The organism is Kingella potus (assembly GCF_900451175.1).
Classification (GTDB): domain Bacteria; phylum Pseudomonadota; class Gammaproteobacteria; order Burkholderiales; family Neisseriaceae; genus Neisseria; species Neisseria potus.
The window spans coordinates 457,347-479,514 of the sequence record NZ_UGJJ01000001.1 but is presented as its reverse complement, the minus strand read 5'-3'; the positions used below and the strand labels follow the sequence as shown (position 1 = coordinate 479,514).

Genomic DNA, 22,168 nt, shown 5'->3' with positions numbered 1-22,168 from the left:
GTTCCGCATTTCAAACAGGAGACAGAAAATGTTCCACAGCAAAAACACCACCGTCCGCCGGCCAGACACCACGGCCGCCGGCCTGCCCGGGCGGCTGCTCCGCCGCCTCTGCCTCGCCTTCGCGCTGCTGGCGGCCACGCTGTCCCTTGCCGCCTGCGGCAGCCCGCAACGCTCCGACCTGGTAACCATCGGCGGCGCGCTGCTGGCGGCGGGTGTGAACGAAGGGCTGGAAAACGAATACATGCAGCGTTTGCAGCAGGCGCAAAACGAAACCGAAGTCCGCGCCGTGCTGCAAGACCAGCTTGATCTGCTGCAAAAAGCCGTGCCGGCCTTGCAAAACCTGAATCTGAAAAGTGAAGAGGGCAAATCCATCCGCGCCAAATTGGTCGGCGGCATGGAGAAAATGAGCGGCAGCCTGCAAAAAATACAGGCGGCAGATTTTGACAACGCGGCCGTCATGCAGACGGCAGAGGCGGAAATGAATGCCGGCGTACGCGAAGTGATGGCGGGTATGCAGGAATTTGCCGTCGTAGCCAAAGCCCACGGCATACCGTTTGACGAAGTCCTGCTGCAACAGAAAATAAAAGAAGCCGGAGCGGCGGAATAAGCGGGAGACAGGCCGTCTGAAAACAGCTTTGGCGCAGGCCGAAGCCTTATTCAGACGGCCTTTGCCGTACAAGAAAGCAGGCACACCATGACCGAACAGCAACTGCAAGACTTCCTCCGCAGCCACATTCCCGCCACCGCCGCGCTCGGCATCCGCGTCCTCGCCTGCGGCACGGACGAAGTGCGGATACTGATGCCGCACGCGCCCAACCGCAACCACAAAAACACCGTCTTCGGCGGCAGCACCGTACTGGGCGCAACCGTCTGCGGCTGGGCGCTCGTCCACCTCAACTGCCCGCAGGCGGCGGGCAACATCGTCATCCAAAGCAGCCAAATCCGCTACACCGCCCCCGCGCACGGCGATCTGACCGTCAGCGCACAAAGCCCCGGAAGCGGAGACTGGGCGCGGTTTCACAAAATGTACGCCGCACACGGCAAAGGCAAAATCGACCTCGCCGCCACAGCCTTTTCAGACGGCCTCCCCGTAGCGGAATTTACCGCCCGCTACGCCGCGCTGGCGGGAGCACAGACAAAGTAGGTGCCGTCAAAGCGACGGCCGTCTGAAAAACAGACAGCGCAAACAGGTAGGGTGTGTCGCCCCAAGGCGACGCACGCGTTTTCTGCCACCCCAAACCGCGTGCGTTGCAGAGCAACACACCCTACGCAGCGGCAGAGGCCGTCTGAAAACAGACAGCGGCAAACAGGTAGGGTGTGTCGCCAGAGCGACGCACGCGTTCACAGATACCGCAAACTCCCGCCGCCGCAAACCGCCACCGTTGCAAGCTGCCGCCAAACCCCAAACCGCATGCGTTGCAGAGCAACACACCCTACACAGCGGCAGAGGCCGTCTGAAAAACGGACAGCGCAAACAAAGTAGGGTGTGTCGCCAGAGCGACGCACGCGTTCACAGGCACCGCAAACTCCCGCTGCCGCAAACCGCCACCGTTGCAAGCTGCCGCCAAACCCCAAACCGCGTGCGTTGCAGAGCAACACACCCTACACAGCGGCAGAGGCCGTCTGAAAACAGACATGGCAAACAGGTAGGGTGTGCCGCCCCAAGCGACGCACGCGTTTTCTGCCGTTTGCACAAAGGCCGTCTGAAAAAATACATAAAACAAAAAAGGAAACCCACGCCATGAACACACGCATCCCCGCCCTTTTGTCTGCCGCCGCGCTTGCCCTAGCCCTTGCCGCCTGCGGCGGAGAGCCGGCAGAGCCGAAAGGCGGAATCTCGGCCAGGCGCACGGCGGCATTCAAGGAAATGATGCCCGAGTTTGCCGAAATGGGGAAAACGGCCAAGGGCGACCAGGCCTACGACCCCGACGCATTCCGCGCCGCCGCCGCCGTGTTTGCCGCCAAAGCGCAAGAGCCCTTTCTCCATTTTCAAAACGACCCCGAGGGCAACGGCCGCGCCCTGCCGCAAATCTGGCAGCAGGAGGAAGCATTCGGGCGCGAGCGCGACGGCTTCCTGGCCGCCGTGGCCGAACTCAACGCCAAAGCGCAAAAGGGAAACTTGCAGGAAATCAAAGCCGCCTACGATGCCGCCGACGCATCCTGCCAATCCTGCCACCGGGCCTACCGCCGTCCGCGCTAGAGGCCGCCTTGCGGGCAGGTTTGCAAGAGGCCGTCTGAAAACCAGCCTGTTTTCAGACGGCCTGCGTGCGTCTGCGGCCTGTGGTATAACGCAACCGGCGGCAAGAGGCCGTCTGAAAAGAAAAACATTCCGGAGAATCGAAATGCAGTCCAAAAAACGCATTGTTTACAAAGTCGGCACCAGCTCGCTCACCGAGGCCGACGGCAGCCTCTCGCACGCGAAGCTGCGCAACCTGACCCGCCAGCTTGCCGCGCTGCACGCGGCGGGACACGAGCTGGTGCTGGTGTCCTCCGGCGCGGTAACGGCGGGCTTTGCCTCGCTCGGCTTCAAAAAGCGGCCGTCGCGCATTGCCGACCGGCAGGCTGCCGCCGCCGTCGGCCAAAGCCTGCTGATGGAGGAGTACACCGCCGCCTTCCTGCTCAAAGGCATCGTGGCGGGGCAGATTCTGCTCACGCGCGACGATTTCGCCGACCCGCGCCGCTACCGCAACGCCTTTCAGACTTTGGGCGTACTGCTGGCCCGCCGCGCGGTGCCGGTGATTAATGAAAACGATGTTGTGGCGGTGGCGGAGCTGAAAGTGGGCGACAACGACACGCTGGCGGCGCAGGTGGCTTCGATGCTGCGGGCGGATCTGCTGGTGCTGCTCACCGACGTGGACGGCCTCTACACCGGCAATCCGCGTACCGACCCGCAGGCCAGGCGGCTGGACAGGGTGGGGCAGATTGGTGCGGAACTGATTGCCATGGCGGGCGGCGCGGGCAGCGCGAACGGCACCGGCGGCATGGCCACCAAAATCAAAGCCGCCGCGCTGGCCACCCATGCGGGCGTGCCGGTGTACATCTGCTCGTCGCTGCAAACAGACGCGCTTTTCCGCGCCGCTTTTTCGCAAGACGACGGCACGCTGTTTGCCGCGCAGAAAACCATGAAAACGCAGAAGCAGTGGCTGGCGTTTTACGCCCCTTCGCGCGGCAGCCTGAAAATCGACGCGGGGGCGGAACACGCGATCGTGCACGAAGGCCGCAGCCTGCTGGCTTCCGGCATTACCGAAGTGCGCGGGCAGTTTGCCGCAGGCGACGTGCTGACGGTGTTCAATGCCGACGGCTCGCACATTCTCGGCAAAGGGCGGGCAAAAACCGATTCCGGCCGTCTGAAAACCCCGGCCGCCCCGTCCCGCCCCAAAGGCATAGCCGTCCACCGCGACGACTGGATCGGCATCACGCCCGAATTGGAACTGTTTTTAAAAGATATTTGAGGAGCAGCTTATGAACACCGGCAACAGCACGCTCGCCCTGCTCGAACAGGCAAACCGTGCGAAAAAAACCATCAACACCGCCGATACCGCCGCCAAAAACCGCGCCCTGGCCGCGATGGCGGACGCACTCGAAGCGGCGCAGGAAGACATACTCGCCGCCAACCGCGCCGATATGGCGGATGCCGCAGGCATTTTGTCCGAAGCGATGCTCGACCGCCTGCTGCTTGACGGCGCACGCATCAAGGCGATGGCCGACGGCATCCGCGCCCTGATTCCGCTGCCCGACCCCGTCGGCACCGTTCTCGAAACCCGCACCCTGCCCAACGGCCTGGTAATCCGCAAAATACGCGTCGCCCTCGGCGTGATCGGCATCATTTACGAGAGCCGCCCGAATGTAACTTCCGATGCCGCCGCGCTCGCGCTCAAAAGCGGCAGCGCGGTGGTGCTGCGCAGCGGCCGCGAAGCCTGGCGCACCGCCGCCGCCGTGGTGGCCGCCCTGAAAAGCGCGCTGGACGGCAGCGGCATTTCGCCCGACTGCATCGGCCTGGTGTCCGACACCGGCCGCGACAGCGCGCACACCATGATGAAAGCCGCCGGCCTGCTCGATCTGCTGATTCCGCGCGGCGGCGCGGGGCTGATCCGCGCCGTGGTCGAAAACGCCTGCGTGCCGGTTATCGAAACCGGCACCGGCATCTGCCATATCTATGTGGACAAAGACGCGGATTTGGCGATGGCGCTGGATATTGCCGACAATGCCAAAACCAGCCGCCCTTCCGTGTGCAACGCGGCCGAAGTCTGCCTTGTCCACCGCGACATCGCCGCCGCCTTCCTGCCGATGCTGCGCCGCAGGCTGGTGGAGGAGCGGCAGGCGCGGGGCTTGGTGCCTGTCGAGCTGCGCCTCGATACCGGAGCTGCCGCACTTATCGGCGGCACGCCCGCGCAGCCCGAAGATTTCGACACCGAGTTTGCCGACTACATCCTCGCCGTGAAAACCGTCGGCTCGGCGGACGAAGCCATCGCCCACATCGACACGCACGGCACCCGCCATTCCGATGCCATCGTTACCGCCAATCCCGACACCGCCCGCCGTTTTGCCGAGCAGACCGACAGCGCGGCGGTGTACATCAACGCCTCCACCCGCTTTACCGACGGCGGGCAGTTCGGCCTCGGCTGCGAAATGGGCATCGCCACGCAAAAGCTCCACGCCCGCGGGCCGATGGGCTTGGCGGAAATGACCACCTACAAATATGTGGTCGAAGGGGAAGGGCAGGTGCGCTGAACCCCGCAGCGCAACAGGCCGTCTGAAAACACGTTTTGCCGTTTTCAGACGGCCTTTCTGCCGCCTGTTCAGACGGCCTCTTTCCTTGAAAGGCCGTCTGAAAACACGGATAATCCGGGCTTTTCCCGATACGGAAAGGTATCCGAAATGTCTTCCCAACTGGCAAACGCTATCCGTTTTCTCTCCGCCGATGCAGTCCAAAAAGCCAATTCCGGCCACCCCGGCGCACCGATGGGCATGGCCGAAATGGCCGAAGTGTTGTGGACGCAGTTTCTCAACCACAACCCCGCTAACCCAAAATTCTACAACCGCGACCGCTTCGTTTTGTCGAACGGCCACGCCTCGATGCTGCTGTACAGCCTGCTGCACCTCACCGGCTACAACGTTTCGGTTGACGATTTGAAAAACTTCCGCCAACTGCACAGCAAAACCCCCGGCCACCCCGAATACGGCTACACCGACGGCGTGGAAACCACCACCGGCCCGCTCGGGCAGGGCATTGCCAACGCCGTGGGCATGGCGCTGGCCGAGAAAATCCTGGCCGCCGAATTCAATAAAGACGGGCTGGATATTGTGAACCACCACACTTATGTGTTTTTGGGCGACGGCTGCCTGATGGAAGGCATCTCGCACGAAGCCGCCTCGCTGGCCGGTACGCTGGGCTTGGGCAAGCTGGTGGTGCTCTACGACGACAACAACATCTCCATCGACGGCAAAGTGGACGGCTGGTTTACCGAAAATATCCCCGCGCGGTTCGAAAGCTACGGCTGGCACGTTATCCCCAACGTCAACGGCCACGACACCGCCGCCATTCAGACGGCCATAGCGGCGGCCAAAGCCGAAACCGCCAAGCCCTCCATCATCTGCTGCAAAACCTTAATCGGCAAAGGCAGCGCGGGCAAAGAAGGCAGCCACAAAACCCACGGCGCGCCTTTGGGTGCGGACGAAATCGAAGCCACGCGCAAACATTTGGGCTGGCCTTATGCCGCCTTTGAAATTCCGCAGGAAATCTACGCCGCATGGAGCGCGAAAGAAAAAGGCGCGAAACTCGAAGCCGAATGGAACGCGCTGTTTGCGCAATACCAGGCCAAGTTTCCCGCCGAAGCCGCCGAATTTGTGCGCCGCATGGAACACAGGCTGCCTGAAAACTTCGATGCCCGCATTCAGACGGCCTTGGAGGACGTGTGCGCCAAAGCCGAAAAAATCGCCACCCGCAAAGCCAGCCAAAACAGCATCGCCGTGCTGGCCGGCGTGCTGCCCGAACTGGTGGGCGGCTCGGCCGACCTCACGCCTTCCAACCTGACCGACTGGCCGGGCAGCGTTTCCGTAACCCGCGGCCACGGCGGCAACTACATCCACTACGGCGTGCGCGAATTCGGCATGGCCGCGATTGTGAACGGCATGGCGCTGCACGGCGGCGTGAAACCGTTTGGCGCAACGTTTCTGATGTTCAGCGAATACGCCCGCAACGCCCTGCGTATGGCCGCGCTGATGAAAACCAACCCCGTGTTTGTGTTTACCCACGATTCCATCGGCCTGGGCGAAGACGGCCCGACGCACCAGCCGGTCGAGCAGACGGCCACACTGCGCCTGATTCCGAATATGGCCGTCTGGCGGCCGTGCGACACCGCCGAATCGCTGGTGGCCTGGTCTGAAGCCGCCAAAGCCGCCGACCATCCGAGCTGCCTGATTTTCAGCCGCCAAAACCTGCCCTTCGTGCCGCGCAGCGCGGCGCAGCTTGAAAACATCAAACGCGGCGGCTATGTGGTTTCAGAAGCCGAAGGCGAGGCCAAAGCCGTGATTATCGCTACCGGTTCGGAAGTGGAGCTGGCTTTGAACGCGCAAAAAGCCCTGCTGGAGCAAGGCGTTGCCGTCGGCGTGGTGTCTATGCCCTGCACCAATGTGTTCGACAAACAAGACGCGGCCTACCGCGAAAGCGTGCTGCCCGCCCTCCTGCCCAAAGTGGCGGTGGAAGCAGGCGTTTCAGACGGCTGGTACAAATATGTCGGCACAAACGGCAAAGTGGTCGGCCTCGACCGCTTCGGCGAGTCCGCTCCCGCCGAGCTGCTGTTTAAAGAATTCGGCTTTACCGTAGAAAACGTGGTTGCGGCGGTGAAGTCGGTGCTGTAAGGCCGTCTGCAAACCGACAGGCCGTCTGAAAACCCGTTTTCAGACGGCCTCTGCACTTTAAAAGCACTGATTTCGGGAAAACCGCTTATTCAAGCCGCACGGCAAAACACAAAAACCAAACCGCCAACCAAACAAGGAACGCAAACATGACCCCGCAAACCGCCATCATCCCCGACACCATCACCGCCGCCGTGTACATCGAAGCAAACGTACGCGGGCAAGAAGCCGTCAAAGCCGCCTGCCGCGCCGCGCTGGCCGCACTCGACGGCTGCCGCCGCCGTTTCCCCGGACACGAGCTGGGCATGACCATCGCCTTCGGCGCAGATTTCTGGCACAGCCTCGGCCATAAAAACGAAGGCCGCGAAATCCGCCCCTTCGTGCCGCTGGGCAACGGCCTGTGTCCCGCCACCCAATGCGACCTGATGATCCACATCCAGTCGAAACACGGCGGCCTGAACTACCTGCTCGCCGAACAGGTGCTGGCCGCATTCGGCAGCGCAATCGACGTGCAAAACGAAACCCACGGCTTCCGTATGCCCGAAGAGCGCGGCCTCGACGGCTTTGTCGACGGCACGGAAAACCCGCACGGCGCGGAAGCCGTCGCCGCCGTGGCTGCGATTGCCGCAGGCGCGGATGCGGGCGGCAGCTATGTCGTGTTGCAGCAGTATCTGCACGACTTGGCCAAATGGAGCCGCCTGAGCCTGGCCGAGCAGGAACAGTCGGTCGGCCGCAGCAAGGAAGAAAACATCGAATTTCCCCGCGCCGAACGCCTGCCCGATTCCCACCTCGGCCGCACCAACATCAAAGAAAACGGCGCGGGTCTGAAAATCGTCCGCCGCAGCCTGCCCTTCGGCAAAGTTTCCGGAGAACACGGTTTGCAGTTCATCGCCTACTGCGCCACCCTGCACAATATCGACGAGCAGCTCAAATTCATGTTCGGCGACAAAGACGGCAAAACCGACCTGCTGCTGCAACATATGTCCCGCGCGGTACGCAGCGCGTACTACTACGCCCCGGGCGTGGAACGGCTGGCGGATTTGTAAACCCAAGCCGCCGCAGGGGCGCAGAGGCCGCCTGAAAACCCAAGCCGCGTGCGCGTGCGTGGCTGTGCCACACACCCTGCACAGGCCGTTAGCGTCAAACCAAGCAAGAGGCCGTCTGAAAACCCGTTTTCAGACGGCCTGCCTTTATTGGTGCGGCTATTGGACGATGTATTTGGACGGGCTGGGATTCTCGCCGTCGGGCGGCAGGGTGAAGCCGCCGGAGTCGCAGAGTTGGTCTTCGATCAGGCGGCACATGGCGGTCAGGGAAAGGTCGTTTTCGTTTTTGCCGAAGGGATCGCTGATTTCGTTGATGATTTCGTTCAGACAGATGAAGGTGTAGCCGACAAAGGTGGTCATAAACGGTGTTACCCAGCCGATGGTGTTGACCAGGCCGAAGGGCAGCATGAAGCAGTAGCCGTAGATGGTGCGGTGCATGAGGACGAAGTAGGCAAAGGGGATGGGGGTGTTGTTGAGGCGTTCGCAGGCGGTGTGGACTTCGGTCAGCTCTTGCAGGCCGTCTTCGATGGTCTGCCATTGGATGGTGTCGGTGTGGCCGTCGTGCAGCAGGCGGGCGTTGTATGCGCCGAGGATGCGGCAGGTGGTGAGGACGGGATAACGGGCATCGAGCAGGGCGGCCTGCCATTGTTCGGGCACGGTGCGCAGGATGTCGGCTTCGTAGGGTTCGTGCCGGAGCCGGCGGCGCAGCAGGTGGGCAAAGGCGATTTGCAGCTGCAGCATTTCGCGGCGGGTGTGTTCGGGGATATGCGGCAGGGTGCAGATGATGCGGGCGAAGCTGCGGCTTTGCTGCAAAAGCCGCCCCCATTGTTTGCGGCCTTCCCAGAAGCGGTCGTAGGCGGCGGTGTTGCAGAAGCCGTGGAAGATGGCCAGGGCGATACCCAGCAGGGTGAATACGGAGGCGTTGAGGGGGATTTGGTATTTGAGCAGGTGGCTCTGGTAGTAGGAAACGACGATGGAAAAGAGAAACAGCAGCAGCAGGGGTTTCCACAGGCGTGAGAAAAACGAGCCTTGCAGGATGTAGAGGATGCTGATGCGGTGGATGGGGCGGATAATCATGGCGGCTCGGGATGGCGGGCTTTGCGGCCGTCTGAAAACGGGTTTTCAGACGGCCGCAAAGCCCGGTTGCGTTACCGGGGGATTTCGACCAGCCAGCCGTGTCTGTCTTCGGCCAAACCGTATTGGATGTCGGTAAGGGATTTGCGCAGGGCGTAGCCGTGTTCGGTGCTGCGCACGGGGATTTCGCGGCCGCCGATGACGAAGGAGGTTACGGGCGAGATGACGGCGGCGGTGCCGGTGAGGATGGCTTCGGCTCCGTTTTCCACCGCTTCCTGCAATTCGTCTACCGTGAAATTGCGTTCGCTGACGGTGTAGCCCGCGTCGCGGGCGACGGTCAGCACCGAGTCGCGGGTGATGCCGTGGAGGAATTCGTCGGTAAGCGGCTTGGTAACCAGCTCCTTGCCTTTAATCAGGATGAAGTTGGACGCGCCGGTTTCCTGTACGTCGCCGTTCGGGCAGAACAGCACTTGGTTTGCACCGTGTTCGGCTTTGGCTTTCAATACCCAGGGCATGGCCGAGGCATAGTTGCCGCCGCATTTGACGCGGCCCATGTGCGGGGCGCAGCGGATGTGTTCGCTTTCGACCAGGATTTTTACCGGCGAGCCGGCTTTGAAATAGTCGCCGACGGGCGAGGCGAGGATGTAGAGCAGGGCGGTGTCGGAGGGTGCGCCGGCTTTGCCGATGACGGGGTCGGTGCCGATGAGGGTGGGGCGCAGGTAGAGTGCGTCGGGCGCATCCGGGATTTCGTCTGCCGAGCGGCGGACCAGTTCCAGCAGCATATCGAGAAAGAGGGCGGCATCAGGCTGCGGCAGGCGCAGGATTTCCGCACTTTGGCGCATACGGGCGATATTGGCTTCGGGGCGGAAAAGGACGGTTTTGCCGGATGCCTGGCGGAAGGCTTTGAGTCCTTCGAAACATTCGCTGCCGTAGTGCAGCGCGTGTGCGCCCGGCGGCAGGGACAATGCTTGCGAAGGCTGCCATTCTACTGGCTGCCAGGCTTGGTTTCTATATGCGCTGACAGGCATTTGCGCGTGGAAAACGCTGCCGAATACGGCGGGGACGGGTCTGCTCATGGCGGATACTCTCAAACCGGATGTGAAAAAACGCAAAGATACGCCTTTCCTGCGCTGTTTGGCAAGGCGCGCGGATGCGCCAAAACCATGCACAAGCCAGGCAAATCGTTTACACTGGCAGCCTTTTTCCCGCCGCGCCGGTATGGCCGCTTTCTTTTCAAACCTTTACGGAGCTGTGTATGAAATCCGTTTCGCTGATTTTCAAAGTTTTGATTCTTTTGATTTTCCTTATCCTTGCGGTAATCAATACCCAAACCGTCGCTTTCAACTACCTGCCCGGACAGGGTGTGGAATGGCCGCTGATTGTGGTGTTGTTCGGCGCGTTTTTTACCGGCTCGCTGTTCGGCGTTTTCGCCCTGTTCGGCCGCCTGCTGCGCCTGCGTTCGGAAAACAGCCGCCTGCGTGCCGAAGTGAAAAAGGCCGCCCGCCTCAGCAACACCGACATCGCCGCCCCTGCCGCCGCCCCCGTTCCCCCGCCTGCCGCCCCCGTTCCCGCCGCCAAACAGGAATAATCTGCCGATGGAAAACGAAATCCCCGTCTGGTGGCCGCTGCTGGCACTGATTCCCTTCGTCTGCTTCGCGCTGGGCTGGTTTGCCGCCCGCATCGACATGAAAACCGTGCTCAAGCAGGCCAAAACCCTGCCGGCCGCTTTCTATTCCGCCCTCGAAGCGTTGGTGGACAGAAACAGCGGCAAAGCGGCACGGGAGCTGGCCGAAGCGGCCGAAGCACAGCCGCAGGCCTACGGGCTGAACCTCACGCTGGCCAAACTCTACCGATCGCGCGGGGAAAACGACAAGGCCGCACACTTGTTGCAGAAACTGGCCGAATCGCCCGACACCGTCGGCGGCAAAAAAGAAGCCGTGCAGTTCGAGCTGGGGCTGACCTACCAAAGCGCGGGGCTGGTGGACAGGGCGGAACAGATTTTCCTCTCGCTCGAAAACGGCAATATGGCCAAAGGCGCGCGCGAGCGGCTGCTCAACATCTACCAGCAGGACAGGGATTGGGAAAAAGCCGTGGCGGCCGCGCAGGTACTCAGCCATGACGAACAGACCTACCGTTTTGAAACCGCACAGTTTTATTGCGAAATGGCGCAGGCCGCCCTGTTCAAATCCGACTTTGCCGCCGCCCGCGCCCACGTCCGCGCCGCCCTCGATGCCAACCGCAAATGCAGCCGTGCCAACATCATCCTCGGCGACATCGAACAAAAAGAAGGCAGGCCGCAAGCCGCCGTCGAAGCCTACACCGCCGTCGAAAAGCAAAACCACGCCTATCTGGGCATGGCCGGCGAGCGGCTCTACGATGCCTACGACGCGCAAAACCGCGCGGCAGAAGGCCTGGACATACTCATAGGCTACATGAAAACCTTTCCCCAGCTCGATCTGCTGGATGTCGTTTACGAAAAATCGCTGCTGCTTTACGGCGAACAGAAAGCCAACGAAACCATCGCCGAACTCGTCCGCACCAAGCCCGACCTCAACGGCGTATACCGCCTGCTCGGCGTGCAGATTGCCGGCCTCAGCCCCGTACTCAAAGCCGATGCCGACATGATGCGCGCCGTGGTGGGGCAGCATCTGCAAAAAAGCCGCGTCTACCGCTGCCGCAACTGCCATTTCAAATCGCAGGCTTTTTTCTGGCACTGCCCCGCCTGCAACAAATGGGAAACCTTCACGCCCAACCGCATCGAAGTGTAAGCCCCGTTTCAGACGGCCTCACCGTGTTGCAGGCCGTCTGAAAAAACACTCCGGAACCTTATGGACACCATCCCCGAATACAAGGATTGCGGCAACGCCGCCGAATTTCTCTATACCCTGGCCGACCATTGTTTCGCCTGGCTCGAGCGGCACGGGCAAGACGCAATGGCGCGGCTCACCGACGAGCAAAACACCCTCATGGCCTATGTTTATCTCGACAGCCGCATACAGGAAGGCGGCTTTGTCCAGCTCATCGCCGAAGGTTACGGCGGCTATATTTTCGACAACCCCCTTGCCGACAGCCTGCGCCGCTGGAAAATCAAAACCACCCCGCGCATCCTCGACCAAGCCGCGCCGCTCTACGCGCAATACGGCGCAGCCATAGAAACCATGGCGGAAAACGGCGCGGACACCGCCAAAATCCGCCGCCGTTATCCCATGTTTGAAGAACTCGACGGCGCGTATTACGACACCGCCGAAGACGATATGGCCGCCGCAGCCGCCTATATCGAAACCTGCCGCGACAAATTCTTCGTCCTGCCCGACTGATATGGTTTTCAGACGGCCTCAAAATCCGCAGAGGCCGTCTGAAAAGAAAGCAAAGCGCGGGCGTAAGGCAACAGCTATCCCGCAGCCGACACCAAAGGAAAACCCATGACCCGCACCACCGCCGTCCTTGCCCTGATGCTCGCCGCCGCATCCGCCTCCGCCGCACCCGTGCCCGAAAACCCGCCCGCCGCACAGGCTGCCGCCCCCGCCGATGCGGAAACCCTGCACAAAGAGCTGCGCACCCTGCGCGACACCATGCAGAACGCACTCAACAAACGCGACCTTGCCGCCCTGCTCGACAACGTAACCGACGACGTGGTTTTCACCACCATGAACGGCGACCGCGTTATCGGCAAAGAGGGCGTACGCGCCTATTACGAAAAAATGCTCGGCGGCAGCGGCGCGGTGGTGAAAAACATCGAAACGCATTTCGAGGCCGACGCGCTGTCCCACCTTTACGCCGATACCGCCGTCGCCTTCGGGCACAGCAGCGACCGTTACGAACTGGCCGGCGGCGAAGTGTGGGAAGTGTCGCCGCAATGGAGCGCGGCAATCGTGCGCCGGGACGGCCGCTGGCTGGTGGCCGGTTTCCATTATTCCGTCAATATGCTCGACAACCCCGTGCTTTCGGCACAGCGCAAGCTGCTTCTCGGCGGCGGTGCGGCAGCCGTGTTGGCTGCGGGCGGCCTCGGTTTTCTGTTCGGCCGGCGCGGACGCAGAAAGGCCGTCTGAAAACGGCTTTTCAGACGGCCTCTGCCATGGGCTGTGCCAACAGGCTACTGCTGCTTCCAATCCGACGGCGTGTATTCGATCACGTTTTCAAATTTTTCCAAATTCTCCGCCTCGAACACCGCCGCTTTTTTAAAGGCTTCTTCCAGCGTCTGGCAGATATGCACCTCCACTTTGCCGGGCTTGCCGTTATCGATAATCAGCAGATCCAGCTTGTAGGTTTGGTTGTGCGGCAGCCTTTTGATCATCACCGACAAATCGGATGCGGTAGGATTGTTGGTCTGATTCGACATAATGCGTTTCCTTAAAATAACTCAAACAAATGTTACAAACAGCGTCGCCAAACGCCTATCTGCTTTACAATCTAGCCGATTATTTAAAAAATAGCAACGCCGGAAAGGCATTGAACCCGCCTGCCGCCCCGCGCAGCGGACAGGCCGTCTGAAAAAATCCCACAACCGCCCGACCCGAATAAGGAAAGCCCGTGAACCCCCTGATTACCGACCCTGCAGCAGGCGCAGACCGCGCCCCCGTCATCGTTGCCCTCGATTTTGCCGGCGAAGCCGCCGCCCTTGCCTTTGTCCGCCGTCTCGATCCCTCCCTCTGCCGCCTCAAAATCGGCAAAGAGCTGTTTACCGCCACAGGCCGCAAACTCGCCGACAATCTGATTAATCAGGGCTTCAAGCTGTTTCTCGATTTGAAATACCACGACATCCCGCACACCGTTGCCCAAGCCTGCAAGGCTGCCGCCGAAATGGGCGTGTGGATGGTGGATATGCACGCATCGGGCGGCCGCCGCATGATGGAGGCCGCCGCCGAAGCCGTGGCGCAGTATCAAAACAAGCCGCTGCTCATCGGCGTAACCGTGCTCACCAGCATGACGCAGCAGGAACTGGCCGAAACCGGCGTGTCCGCGCCGATTGAAGAACAGGTGCTGCACCTGGCGGATTTGGCGCAAAGCTCGGGCTTGGACGGCGTGGTCTGTTCCGCGCTCGAAGCCGCGCCGCTGCGCCGCAGGCTGGGACGGGATTTTGTGCTGGTAACGCCCGGCATCCGTCCCGATCCCGCCGCCAACAGCGACGACCAACGCCGCATCATGACCCCCGCCCAAGCCCTCGCCGCAGGTTCGACCTATCTGGTAATGGGAAGGCCGGTAACGCAGGCCGCCGACCCCGTAGCCATATTGCGCGAAATCAACGAAACCGCACGGCGGCAGGCGGACGCAGAGGCCGTCTGAAAAACGGCTTTGCTTGCCGCAGACGCATATGCCCGAAGGAAACAGGCAAACGGAACACCTGCTGATGCACATGGGCTTTTCCGTTTTTCTGTTGCTGCGCCGTACGGCAGCGCGGTATGCGGCACATTCCCCGCTGCCGCCAGCCCGCTTTTTCCCGCTTTACTCGGAAACCCTTCCGCGCAACAATACGCCCCTTTTATAGGGCGGGCGGTGCAAGCCGTTCCGGCTTGTGCGCCGGAGACGCAAACCCCGTTTTCAGACGGCCTTTAAAAGACAGCCGTACAGGCCGTCTGAAAACATCGCCCGCAAAGCAGACAACTTCCGCAGCATACCTTTCGTGCGACGGCGTTTTTACTTTTTCAGACGGCCTCAAAGCGAAAAGGCCGTCTGAAAACACATCCTGTCAGGGAGCAGCAACGACATGACCTTTTACAGCGAAACCCTCAAACCCCGCCTGCAACAGGCGCGCGTGCTTGTGGCGGGCGACGTGATGCTCGACCGCTACTGGTTCGGCGACGTATCGCGCATTTCGCCCGAAGCACCCGTGCCCGTGGCCAAAATCGACCGCACCGAACACCGTGCCGGCGGCGCGGCCAACGTTGCCCGCAACATTACCGCCCTGGGCGGCCGTGCCGCGCTTGTTTCCGTTACCGGCGACGACGAAGCGGGCGATGTCCTGCAAAACCTGATGGCGGAATACGGCGTACAAGCCCTGTTTTCCCGCGACAGAACCATCGCCACCACCGTCAAAACCCGCGTCGTCGCCCGCAACCAGCAGCTTATCCGCCTCGATTTCGAAGACGCGCCCACCCACGAAATACTCGACAGCGTCAGGCAGCAGTTCCGCAACAAACTGGCCGACTGCGACGTAGTCATCCTGTCCGACTACGGCAAAGGCGGCCTGACCCACGTTTCCTCGTTTATCGAATGGGCGCGGCAGGCCGGCAAACCCGTACTCATCGACCCCAAAGGCGGCGACTACGCCAAATACGCCGGAGCCACGCTGATCACCCCGAACCGCGCCGAGCTGCGCGAAGTCAGCGGAAGCTGGAAAAGCGAAGCCGACCTGTGCGGAAAAGCCCAAGCCCTGCGCCGCAGCCTCGGCTTGCAGGCACTGCTGCTGACCCGCAGCGAAGAAGGCATGACGCTTTTCCGCGACGGCGAACCGCACCACCAACCCACGCAGGCGCGGGAAGTGTTTGACGTGTCCGGCGCGGGCGACACCGTGATTGCCGCCCTCGGACTGGCCATGGCCGCAGGCCTCGATCTGCCCGAAGCCATGCGCCTTGCCAATGCCGCCGCAGGCGTGGTGGTGGGCAAACTCGGCACCGCCGTCTGCACGTTTGACGAACTGGCGCAATCATTGTAAAGTAGCGTAATAATCAGCCGTTTTATGTTGTAGAATATGCTGTTTTGTTTGATTTTTTTAAATAATCGGCAGCGTGGCCGCCACGGTGCGGCAAACGGTGCCAAACCACACTACCGAAACGATCATTTTTTTAAGGGGAACGTCATATGCCCGTGAGCATGACCCGTCTGGAAATCAACTGGGACGACAGCCGCAGCCGCAGCAAACTCGACATCAATGCCGTGCAGGCCGTCGCCGCCGTGTGGCTGGCCGACAAAAACGCCAGCCGCCATGCGGTAATGGACATCGAAACCGTTGTGGACGAACCCTTCTCTTTTGCCTTCAACGGCTTGGATACGCTTACCGTTATCGGACTTTTCGACGAAATCGCCCGCCAGTTTCCCGCCGTGCGTTTTTATGTGCGCGGCATCGGCGAGGAGTTCAGCAATATGTGGCTGCGCGAGTATTTCAACGGCGAAGCCGTTTTCTCCGCCGGCCCGTTCGAGCGTCAGGTGTCGGAACATTTGAGCAACAAAGGCAAAAGCTGGTTCAGCCGCTGGCTGGGCAGATAGGCGGGCAGACCGGCCCGGATGTGTACGGAATGCAAATAGGGAAACGGTGTTTCCGCAAATTCCGGAAACGGCGTGGCAGATAAGACGGGATGGGAAAACGGGACGGAAACCGTTTTCCCATCCCGTTTTTTGTTTTTCAGACGGCCTGTCGCCGCTTTGTCTGTGCTGCCGCGCGGCTGTGCCGTTGCCGCCGTATGTGCGTCTGTTTCCGCCAAAAGGAGGCCGTCTGAAATGCCATAAACGGAATTTCAGACGGCCTCTAACGTTGTGTAGGGTGTGTTGCTCCGCAACGCACGCGCTTTGCGGGTCGGCATGGGTTTGCGGAGGTGGCGGGAGGGCAGGGCGGAACAAAACGCGTGCGTCGCTTTTGGGCGACACACCCTACTGTTTGCCGCATCTGTTTTCAGACGGCCTCTGCCGCTGTGTAGCGTGTGTTGCTCTGCAACGCACGCGTTTTGCGGGTTGGAGGGGGTTTTTGGAGGTGACGGGAGGGAATGGCGGAACAAAACGCGTGCGTCGCCTTTGGGCGGCACACCCTACTGTTTGCCGCATCTGTTTTCAGACGGCCTCTAACGTTGTGTAGGGTGTGTTGCTCCGCAACGCACGCGTTTTGCGGGTCGGCGGGGGTTTTTGGAGGTGGCGGGGGGGGCAGGGCGGAACAAAACGCGTGCGTCGCCTTTGGGCGGCACCCCTACTTGTTTGCCGCATCTGTTTTCAGGCGGCCTGATGTTTTGGCGGGAACGTGTGCGTGGCTTTGCCACATACCCCCCACTGTTTGCCGCATCTGTTTAGATGTGTTAGTGGGGCGGGTGCGTGGCATCTTGTTCGGTGAGTACGGCATCAATCAGGGCTTCGGCATCCTGATCGGCCAGGCGTTTGGCAACGGCGCGGCCGAGGGTGCGGGCGTAGGCGGCGGGGGCTTGTGCGCCGGCTTCGATGATGACGGAGCCGTCGGGATGGCCGACGAGGCCGCGCAGGGTCAGCAGGCCTTCGTCGCTGGTGCAATAGGCGGCAAGGGGGATTTGGCAGCTTCCGCCCAGGGCTTGGGCAAGAGTGCGTTCGGCGGTAACGCAGGCGGCGGTTTCGGGGTGGTTGAGCGGGGTGAGCAGGGGCAGGAGGTCGGTGCGTTCGGCGGAAATTTCGATGCCCAGCGCGCCTTGTCCGGCAGCGGGCAGACATTCGTTCGGGGAGAGGATTTCGCGGATGCGGCTGTGCAGGCCGAGGCGTTGCAGGCCGGCGGCGGCGAGGATGACCGCATCGTATTCGCCGTTGTCGAGTTTGGCGAGGCGGGTTTGGACGTTGCCGCGCAGGGGCTTGATGGCGAGGTGGGGGTGTCTGGCGCGGATTTGGGCTTCGCGGCGCAGGCTGGATGTGCCGACCACCGCGCCTTCGGGCAGGGCGGCAAGGGTGTTGTGGCGGTTGGAGACGAAAGCGTCGAAAGGGCTGGCGCGTTCGCCGATGGCGGCAAGGGCAAAGCCGTCGGGCAGCGCCATGGGTACGTCTTTTATCGAGTGGACGGCAAGGTCGGCGCGGCCGTCGTGCAGGGCTTGTTCGAGTTCTTTGATGAAGAGGCCTTTGCCGCCGATTTTGGAGAGGGTGCGGTCGAGGATTTGGTCGCCGCGCGTGGTCAGGCCGAGGATTTGGATGTCGCAGGCGGGATAGAGGGCTTTCAGACGGCCTCTGATGTGTTCGGCCTGCCACATGGCGAGCGCGCTTTCGCGGCTGGCGATAACGAGTTTTGCGGGTGCGTTCACGGGGGTGTTCCTTGATTGGGCGGAAGCGGCGCAGTTTAACAGAATCAAACGGAATCAGGCCGTCTGAAAAGCCGTTTTCCGCTTTCGGACGGCCCGGCTGCCGTGTTTATACGCGCTGTGCGAGAATGCAGATTCTCGGCGAATAGAGTATGTCGAAGGTGGGCTTGTTGATGAGGTCGGCAAGGGTGAATTTGTCGAGGTGGGCGAGGAAGGCGTTGCCCGCGTCGTTGAGGACGACGGAGAGCAGGCAGCAGGAGGTCAGCAGGCATTGGTTGCCCGCGCCCATGCACTCCACCAGCTTCATCGGCTCCATGTGGCGCACCACGTCGCCCAGCCGGATGAGTTCCGCCTTCCGCCGCAGGCGCAGGCCGCCGCCTTTGCCGCGCGTGCTGTCGAGGAAACCGCCTTTTACCAGTGCGGTTACCACTTTCATCAGGTGGCTTTTGGAGATGCCGTACACTTCGGCAATGGTGGCGATATTGACGAGTTCTTCGGTATTTACGGCGGCGTAGGCCAGGACGCGCAGGGCGTAGTCGGTTTGTTGGGTAAGGTACATATTGCCAGAGGAATGTTAAAGTTTCATAATATATGCAACAAATTATACACGAACTGCGCCCCGCGCCGTAGGAAAAAGCCATGAAACGCCATCCCCTGCTTGTGCCGCTCTCGCACGAACACCACCACACGCTCGCGCTGTGTACGCGCATTCTGCGCAAGCCTTATGCCGACCATTCCGCCGAAATTGCCGAACACTATATCGATTTGGAAAAGCACTTTGTGCATGAGGAAACGATGTTTGCCCCGCTGTGGGCGGATTTGCGGCGCGACGATTTGCGCGCGCGTTTTGAGGCCGAACACGCCCAATTGCGCGCAATGCACGCCAGCCCCGACTACGCCAACCCCGTGTGGGGTGTCAAACTCGCCACCCTGCTGCGCGACCACGCCCGCTTTGAAGAGCGCGAACTCTTTCCCGCTGTGGAAGCCCTGCTACCGCCGCCGGAAGAATCAGGACAGGGACAGGCCGTCTGAAAATAAGAAAGATGCCGGATTGGCCGCAAACCTTTTTTCAGACGGCCTCCAAGCCGTTTTTCCAACCACCGCCAAAAAAGAAAACACAACATCATGAAATTTTTCCAACATCCCGTTTGGGCGATGGCTTTCCGCCCGCTCTATCCGCTCTGCGCCTTTTACGGCGCGGTTTCCGTTCTGCTTTGGGGCTTCGGCTATCAGGGCACGGCAGAGCTTCCCGGCTTTCTCTGGCACGCACACGAAATGATTTGGGGCTATGCCGGCGGCGTGGTCGTGGCCTTCCTGCTCACGGCGGTTGCCACTTGGACCAAGCAGCCGCCTGTCGGCGGCCTGCGCCTCGGCCTGCTCGTCGGCTGCTGGCTTGCCGCCCGCCTGTCGGCATTCGTTCCCCATGCCGCACTGTTTTGCGGCCTGGCGGGCGTGGCTTTCTACTGGCTGGCCGCGTATTACATGGGGCAGGCGGTTTTCGCCGCCAAAAGCACGCGCAACTACATCGCCGTGGCCGCCCTTGTGCTGATGGGCATCACCCTCGGCGCATTCCATTCCGCCCTGTCGCTGGGCAGGCTTGGCGGCGTGCAGGAAAACCTCTTTGCCGGGCTGGTGATGGTGGCCGGCTTCATCGGCCTGATCGGTTCGCGCATCATCGCTTTCTTTACTTCGCGCCGCCTCAATACGCAGCAGCCCGCTTCGCCGCAATGGGCTTTGCTCGCGCCGCTGGTGCTGCCGATGGCGATGGCCGCCCTCATGACCCTGCACCTTGCCCTGCCGCTCGCCGCCCTGTGCGGCATCGCCTGCGGCGTACTCGGCCTGGTGCAAACCGTGCGCTGGTGGGCCAAAGGCACGGCCGCAGAGCCGCTGCTGTGGACGCTGCACGCGGGCTACGCCGCCACCGCCCTCGGCCTGATTGTGATGGGTGTCGGCCAATGGCGGCCGGAGCTGATGAGCGCGGGCGTGCACTGTATCGCCGTCGGCGGCATCGGCCTGCTTACCGTCAGCATGATGACCCGCACCGCCCTCGGCCACACCGGCCGCCCGCTGTATCCCGCGCCCAAGCCGATGCCGGCGGCCTTTGTCCTGATGCTGGCCGCCCTTGCCGTACGCCTGCTGGCCGCCGCCATGCTCTACGTCCACCCCACTGCCTACCAGCACAGCCTGCGCAGTTCCGCCGTTTTGTTCGCCGTTTCGCTGCTGATGTATGCCTGGCGTTACACCCCCTGGCTAATCCGTCCGCGTCTTGACGGCAAGCCCGGCTGACGGGTGTGCCGTATCGGAAAAAAGCCGCCCCGCCCGGGCGGCTTTTCTTGCTTGCGAATCGGGGAAAACGGCAGGCCGTCTGAAAACACCGTATCCCGTGTTTTCAGACGGCCTTTAAGCGGCGGGAAAGTGTGCATCTTCGTGGGAAACGCGTCCTCATCCTTTGTGCTTATGCCGTTATACCGATAAAGACGGCTTTACCTTGCACCTATAATTCTTCACTTGAATTTACGCAAGGAAGATTTATGAAAACCGGCATTTTGATCAGTCCCGCCGCCGTGCTGCTGGCGGCTTTTTCCGCAGCGGCTGCCGATACGGGGGATAAGGAAGCGCAGTCTGCGCAGCTTGAAGAAGTGCGGGTGCAGGGCGAGAGCCGCAGCACCCGCACCGAACACCGCGATTCGTTCACCACATCGGCCATGCGCACCACCACCGGTTTGGCACTCTCGCCCCAAGAAACGCCGCAGTCGGTCAGCGTGGTTACCCAAACCCTGCTCGACGGGCGCGGCATTACCAATCTTGAAGACGCGCTGCGCACCACCACGGGCGTTACCGTATTGCGCGATTCCGACCGCGCCCGTTTTCAGTCGCGCGGTTTCTACATCGACCAAATCGAAGAAGACGGCATCGCCTCCGCCATTTCCGGCCATGCCGGAGAAACCATCCACAACGCCGAAAGCCTTACCGATCTTGCTCTTTACGACCATATTGAAGTCGTGCGCGGTGCCACCGGCCTGACGCAGGCCGACGGCGAGCCGGGCGGCACCGTCAATGCCGTGCGCAAACGCCCCACCGCCGAACGCAGCTTCGGCGGCGGCCTCAGCTTCGGCCGTTTCGACACCTACCGTGCCGACATCGACGCATCAGGCCGTCTGAACGCCGCCGGCAGCATTCGGGGACGCTTTGTCGCCGCCGCCGAAAAAGCCGGCTCGTTTGTCAGCCGGGTAAACAGCCGCCAGCATCTTTTATACGGCGTGGCCGATTTCGACCTGGGCGACAACACGGTGCTGACCGCAGGCGCGGTGCAGCAAAAACGCCGCGCCGTTCCCGATATATACGGCCTGCCGCGCGGCAGCGTCGAAAACCCGCTGGATCTGCCGCGCGGCAGCTACTCCGGCGCGTATTGGAACAACAGCCGTTTCAGCAAAACAAACGTTTTTGCCGAGCTGCGCCACAGATTCGGCGGCAACTGGCGGCTCTCTTCGCAGGCCGACTACCGCCGCGACCGCGCCGTGCGCGAATATTCGGCCCTCAGCAGCACCCGCTCATGGCAAAACAGCAACGGCAGCATCTGGGGCAGCGGCAGCCGCCGCAGCGACAACACCGCCCGCCAGGCCACCTTCCACAACATCCTCACCGGCAGCTTTCAAGCCCTCGGCCGCAGCCACGACGTGTTCGCCACCTACACCTACACCCGCCGCCGCAGCCGTTCCGACACCATGCAGCATTGGGATTTGTGGATCGATCCGAACGATCCGAACAACCAATTCTGTGCCGGACAAGGCTGGCCTGTCTGGTGTACGCCCGAATTGAGCCGCGATTTCCCGCTCCATCCTTTCAACGGCGCACTGATACCGCGCCCGCAATGGGACAAACTCGCCGAACTCGACTACCGCTACAACCCCATCCGCAACCAAGCCCACCTGCGGCAGGGCGGCTACACCCTGTGGAACGCCGACGTACAATACGTCCCCGGCCGCAATTTGCGCCTCAGCCTGATTGCCGACAATCTGTTTGACAAACGTTATTTTGAAAACAATGCCAACAGGGGCAACGGCTCCGACAACTTCTACGGCACCCCGCGCACGCTGGCCTTCAAACTCGGCTGGCAGTTTTAGCGTATGCCGCCGCGCTGCCGCCGTGCATCAGGGCAAATCAAAAACAGGCCGTCTGAAAACAGTTTTTCAGACGGCCTCTGCCTTTTCCGGCAGGTTTATAGCGAAACAAAATAAA

Annotated in this window: 22 protein-coding genes; 17 read left to right on the top strand and 5 right to left on the bottom strand. The window is 61.5% G+C overall.

Annotation, left to right across the window (positions count from 1 at the left end):
* Positions 1 to 28 precede the first annotated feature (28 nt).
* The 7 genes from DYE40_RS02110 to DYE40_RS02080 all read left to right on the top strand — a co-directional run bounded on the left by DYE40_RS02110 (position 29) and on the right by DYE40_RS02080 (position 7,904).
* Entirely contained in the window at positions 29 to 607 is a 579-nt protein-coding gene (locus DYE40_RS02110; protein ID WP_115307521.1) for a hypothetical protein, read from the top strand.
* A gap of 87 nt (positions 608 to 694) precedes the next feature.
* Positions 695 to 1,144 (top strand): YiiD C-terminal domain-containing protein, encoded by a 450-nt coding sequence (locus tag DYE40_RS02105; RefSeq protein WP_115307520.1) that lies wholly within the window; start codon positions 695 to 697, stop codon positions 1,142 to 1,144.
* A 597-nt stretch (positions 1,145 to 1,741) separates the two neighbouring features.
* Positions 1,742 to 2,200: a c-type cytochrome gene (locus DYE40_RS02100; protein WP_115308244.1), complete on the top strand. Its 459-nt coding sequence runs from the start codon at positions 1,742 to 1,744 to the stop codon at positions 2,198 to 2,200.
* Positions 2,201 to 2,342: 142 nt separating this feature from the next.
* A complete protein-coding gene (gene proB, locus DYE40_RS02095; RefSeq protein WP_115307519.1) occupies positions 2,343 to 3,452 on the top strand; it encodes a glutamate 5-kinase in 1,110 nt (369 codons plus the stop codon).
* Between the two features lie 10 nt (positions 3,453 to 3,462).
* Positions 3,463 to 4,731: a glutamate-5-semialdehyde dehydrogenase gene (locus DYE40_RS02090; RefSeq protein ID WP_115307518.1), complete on the top strand. Its 1,269-nt coding sequence runs from the start codon at positions 3,463 to 3,465 to the stop codon at positions 4,729 to 4,731.
* 147 nt (positions 4,732 to 4,878) lie between these two features.
* Positions 4,879 to 6,861, top strand: a complete 1,983-nt coding sequence (tkt, locus tag DYE40_RS02085; RefSeq protein ID WP_115307517.1) for a transketolase — start codon at positions 4,879 to 4,881, stop codon at positions 6,859 to 6,861.
* A 146-nt stretch (positions 6,862 to 7,007) separates the two neighbouring features.
* Positions 7,008 to 7,904, top strand: a complete 897-nt coding sequence (locus DYE40_RS02080; protein ID WP_115307516.1) for a Dyp-type peroxidase — start codon at positions 7,008 to 7,010, stop codon at positions 7,902 to 7,904.
* Positions 7,905 to 8,060: 156 nt separating this feature from the next.
* On the opposite strand, the gene DYE40_RS02075 is transcribed toward DYE40_RS02080, so the two are convergent.
* Positions 8,061 to 8,978, bottom strand: a complete 918-nt coding sequence (locus DYE40_RS02075) for a bestrophin family protein (RefSeq protein WP_115307515.1) — start codon at positions 8,976 to 8,978, stop codon at positions 8,061 to 8,063.
* 71 nt (positions 8,979 to 9,049) lie between these two features.
* Entirely contained in the window at positions 9,050 to 10,051 is a 1,002-nt protein-coding gene (ilvE, locus tag DYE40_RS02070) for a branched-chain-amino-acid transaminase (RefSeq protein ID WP_115307514.1), read from the bottom strand.
* A gap of 179 nt (positions 10,052 to 10,230) precedes the next feature.
* Here ilvE and DYE40_RS02065 point away from each other — a divergent pair, with 179 nt between their 5' ends.
* The 4 genes from DYE40_RS02065 to DYE40_RS02050 all read left to right on the top strand — a co-directional run bounded on the left by DYE40_RS02065 (position 10,231) and on the right by DYE40_RS02050 (position 13,024).
* Positions 10,231 to 10,563: a LapA family protein gene (locus DYE40_RS02065; RefSeq protein ID WP_115308243.1), complete on the top strand. Its 333-nt coding sequence runs from the start codon at positions 10,231 to 10,233 to the stop codon at positions 10,561 to 10,563.
* A 7-nt stretch (positions 10,564 to 10,570) separates the two neighbouring features.
* Positions 10,571 to 11,743, top strand: coding sequence for a lipopolysaccharide assembly protein LapB (gene lapB, locus DYE40_RS02060; RefSeq protein ID WP_115307513.1), 1,173 nt, complete (start codon positions 10,571 to 10,573; stop codon positions 11,741 to 11,743).
* Positions 11,744 to 11,803: 60 nt separating this feature from the next.
* Entirely contained in the window at positions 11,804 to 12,292 is a 489-nt protein-coding gene (locus DYE40_RS02055; RefSeq protein ID WP_115307512.1) for a DMP19 family protein, read from the top strand.
* Positions 12,293 to 12,397: 105 nt separating this feature from the next.
* Complete coding sequence (locus DYE40_RS02050; protein ID WP_115307511.1) at positions 12,398 to 13,024, top strand: SgcJ/EcaC family oxidoreductase; 627 nt, start codon at positions 12,398 to 12,400, stop codon at positions 13,022 to 13,024.
* Between the two features lie 44 nt (positions 13,025 to 13,068).
* Here DYE40_RS02050 and DYE40_RS02045 read toward each other — a convergent pair whose 3' ends face one another.
* A complete protein-coding gene (locus DYE40_RS02045; protein ID WP_115307510.1) occupies positions 13,069 to 13,314 on the bottom strand; it encodes a hypothetical protein in 246 nt (81 codons plus the stop codon).
* Between the two features lie 191 nt (positions 13,315 to 13,505).
* Here DYE40_RS02045 and pyrF point away from each other — a divergent pair, with 191 nt between their 5' ends.
* The 3 genes from pyrF to DYE40_RS02030 all read left to right on the top strand — a co-directional run bounded on the left by pyrF (position 13,506) and on the right by DYE40_RS02030 (position 16,178).
* Positions 13,506 to 14,258 (top strand): orotidine-5'-phosphate decarboxylase, encoded by a 753-nt coding sequence (pyrF, locus tag DYE40_RS02040; protein WP_115307509.1) that lies wholly within the window; start codon positions 13,506 to 13,508, stop codon positions 14,256 to 14,258.
* A 421-nt stretch (positions 14,259 to 14,679) separates the two neighbouring features.
* The gene (gene rfaE1 / locus DYE40_RS02035; protein ID WP_115307508.1) at positions 14,680 to 15,627 is read left to right on the top strand and encodes a D-glycero-beta-D-manno-heptose-7-phosphate kinase; all 948 of its coding nucleotides are present in this window, start codon (positions 14,680 to 14,682) and stop codon (positions 15,625 to 15,627) included.
* A 146-nt stretch (positions 15,628 to 15,773) separates the two neighbouring features.
* Complete coding sequence (locus DYE40_RS02030) at positions 15,774 to 16,178, top strand: hypothetical protein (RefSeq protein WP_115307507.1); 405 nt, start codon at positions 15,774 to 15,776, stop codon at positions 16,176 to 16,178.
* Between the two features lie 797 nt (positions 16,179 to 16,975).
* Here DYE40_RS02030 and hemC read toward each other — a convergent pair.
* Together hemC and DYE40_RS02020 are read right to left on the bottom strand one after the other, a co-directional pair.
* Positions 16,976 to 17,932: a hydroxymethylbilane synthase gene (hemC, locus tag DYE40_RS02025; protein WP_115307506.1), complete on the bottom strand. Its 957-nt coding sequence runs from the start codon at positions 17,930 to 17,932 to the stop codon at positions 16,976 to 16,978.
* Positions 17,933 to 18,038: 106 nt separating this feature from the next.
* Positions 18,039 to 18,488: an RrF2 family transcriptional regulator gene (locus DYE40_RS02020; RefSeq protein ID WP_115307505.1), complete on the bottom strand. Its 450-nt coding sequence runs from the start codon at positions 18,486 to 18,488 to the stop codon at positions 18,039 to 18,041.
* An 80-nt stretch (positions 18,489 to 18,568) separates the two neighbouring features.
* On the opposite strand from DYE40_RS02020, the gene DYE40_RS02015 reads away from it, so the two are divergent.
* From DYE40_RS02015 to DYE40_RS02005, 3 genes are all read left to right on the top strand, one after another.
* Positions 18,569 to 18,961, top strand: a complete 393-nt coding sequence (locus tag DYE40_RS02015; RefSeq protein WP_115307504.1) for a hemerythrin domain-containing protein — start codon at positions 18,569 to 18,571, stop codon at positions 18,959 to 18,961.
* 93 nt (positions 18,962 to 19,054) lie between these two features.
* On the top strand, positions 19,055 to 20,215 hold the full coding sequence (locus tag DYE40_RS02010) for an NnrS family protein (RefSeq protein WP_115307503.1): 1,161 nt from the start codon (positions 19,055 to 19,057) through the stop codon (positions 20,213 to 20,215).
* Positions 20,216 to 20,460: 245 nt separating this feature from the next.
* Positions 20,461 to 22,053: a TonB-dependent siderophore receptor gene (locus tag DYE40_RS02005; protein ID WP_115307502.1), complete on the top strand. Its 1,593-nt coding sequence runs from the start codon at positions 20,461 to 20,463 to the stop codon at positions 22,051 to 22,053.
* The last annotated feature ends 115 nt before the right edge of the window (positions 22,054 to 22,168 follow it).

What these genes read in the sequence shown, in the direction of transcription:
- DYE40_RS02050 (WP_115307511.1), top strand. Translation starts at nt 12,398, where the DNA reads ATGACCCGCACCACCGCCGTCCTTGCCCTGATGCTCGCCGCCGCATCC.
- DYE40_RS02105 (WP_115307520.1), top strand. Translation starts at nt 695, where the DNA reads ATGACCGAACAGCAACTGCAAGACTTCCTCCGCAGCCACATTCCCGCC.
- tkt (WP_115307517.1), top strand. Translation starts at nt 4,879, where the DNA reads ATGTCTTCCCAACTGGCAAACGCTATCCGTTTTCTCTCCGCCGATGCA.
- DYE40_RS02055 (WP_115307512.1), top strand. Translation starts at nt 11,804, where the DNA reads ATGGACACCATCCCCGAATACAAGGATTGCGGCAACGCCGCCGAATTT.
- DYE40_RS02010 (WP_115307503.1), top strand. Translation starts at nt 19,055, where the DNA reads ATGAAATTTTTCCAACATCCCGTTTGGGCGATGGCTTTCCGCCCGCTC.
- DYE40_RS02080 (WP_115307516.1), top strand. Translation starts at nt 7,008, where the DNA reads ATGACCCCGCAAACCGCCATCATCCCCGACACCATCACCGCCGCCGTG.
- DYE40_RS02005 (WP_115307502.1), top strand. Translation starts at nt 20,461, where the DNA reads ATGAAAACCGGCATTTTGATCAGTCCCGCCGCCGTGCTGCTGGCGGCT.
- lapB (WP_115307513.1), top strand. Translation starts at nt 10,571, where the DNA reads ATGGAAAACGAAATCCCCGTCTGGTGGCCGCTGCTGGCACTGATTCCC.
- DYE40_RS02075 (WP_115307515.1), bottom strand. Translation starts at nt 8,978, where the DNA reads ATGATTATCCGCCCCATCCACCGCATCAGCATCCTCTACATCCTGCAA.
- DYE40_RS02090 (WP_115307518.1), top strand. Translation starts at nt 3,463, where the DNA reads ATGAACACCGGCAACAGCACGCTCGCCCTGCTCGAACAGGCAAACCGT.
- DYE40_RS02020 (WP_115307505.1), bottom strand. Translation starts at nt 18,488, where the DNA reads ATGTACCTTACCCAACAAACCGACTACGCCCTGCGCGTCCTGGCCTAC.
- DYE40_RS02045 (WP_115307510.1), bottom strand. Translation starts at nt 13,314, where the DNA reads ATGTCGAATCAGACCAACAATCCTACCGCATCCGATTTGTCGGTGATG.
- DYE40_RS02100 (WP_115308244.1), top strand. Translation starts at nt 1,742, where the DNA reads ATGAACACACGCATCCCCGCCCTTTTGTCTGCCGCCGCGCTTGCCCTA.
- proB (WP_115307519.1), top strand. Translation starts at nt 2,343, where the DNA reads ATGCAGTCCAAAAAACGCATTGTTTACAAAGTCGGCACCAGCTCGCTC.
- DYE40_RS02015 (WP_115307504.1), top strand. Translation starts at nt 18,569, where the DNA reads ATGAAACGCCATCCCCTGCTTGTGCCGCTCTCGCACGAACACCACCAC.
- rfaE1 (WP_115307508.1), top strand. Translation starts at nt 14,680, where the DNA reads ATGACCTTTTACAGCGAAACCCTCAAACCCCGCCTGCAACAGGCGCGC.
- DYE40_RS02030 (WP_115307507.1), top strand. Translation starts at nt 15,774, where the DNA reads ATGCCCGTGAGCATGACCCGTCTGGAAATCAACTGGGACGACAGCCGC.
- DYE40_RS02110 (WP_115307521.1), top strand. Translation starts at nt 29, where the DNA reads ATGTTCCACAGCAAAAACACCACCGTCCGCCGGCCAGACACCACGGCC.
- ilvE (WP_115307514.1), bottom strand. Translation starts at nt 10,051, where the DNA reads ATGAGCAGACCCGTCCCCGCCGTATTCGGCAGCGTTTTCCACGCGCAA.
- DYE40_RS02065 (WP_115308243.1), top strand. Translation starts at nt 10,231, where the DNA reads ATGAAATCCGTTTCGCTGATTTTCAAAGTTTTGATTCTTTTGATTTTC.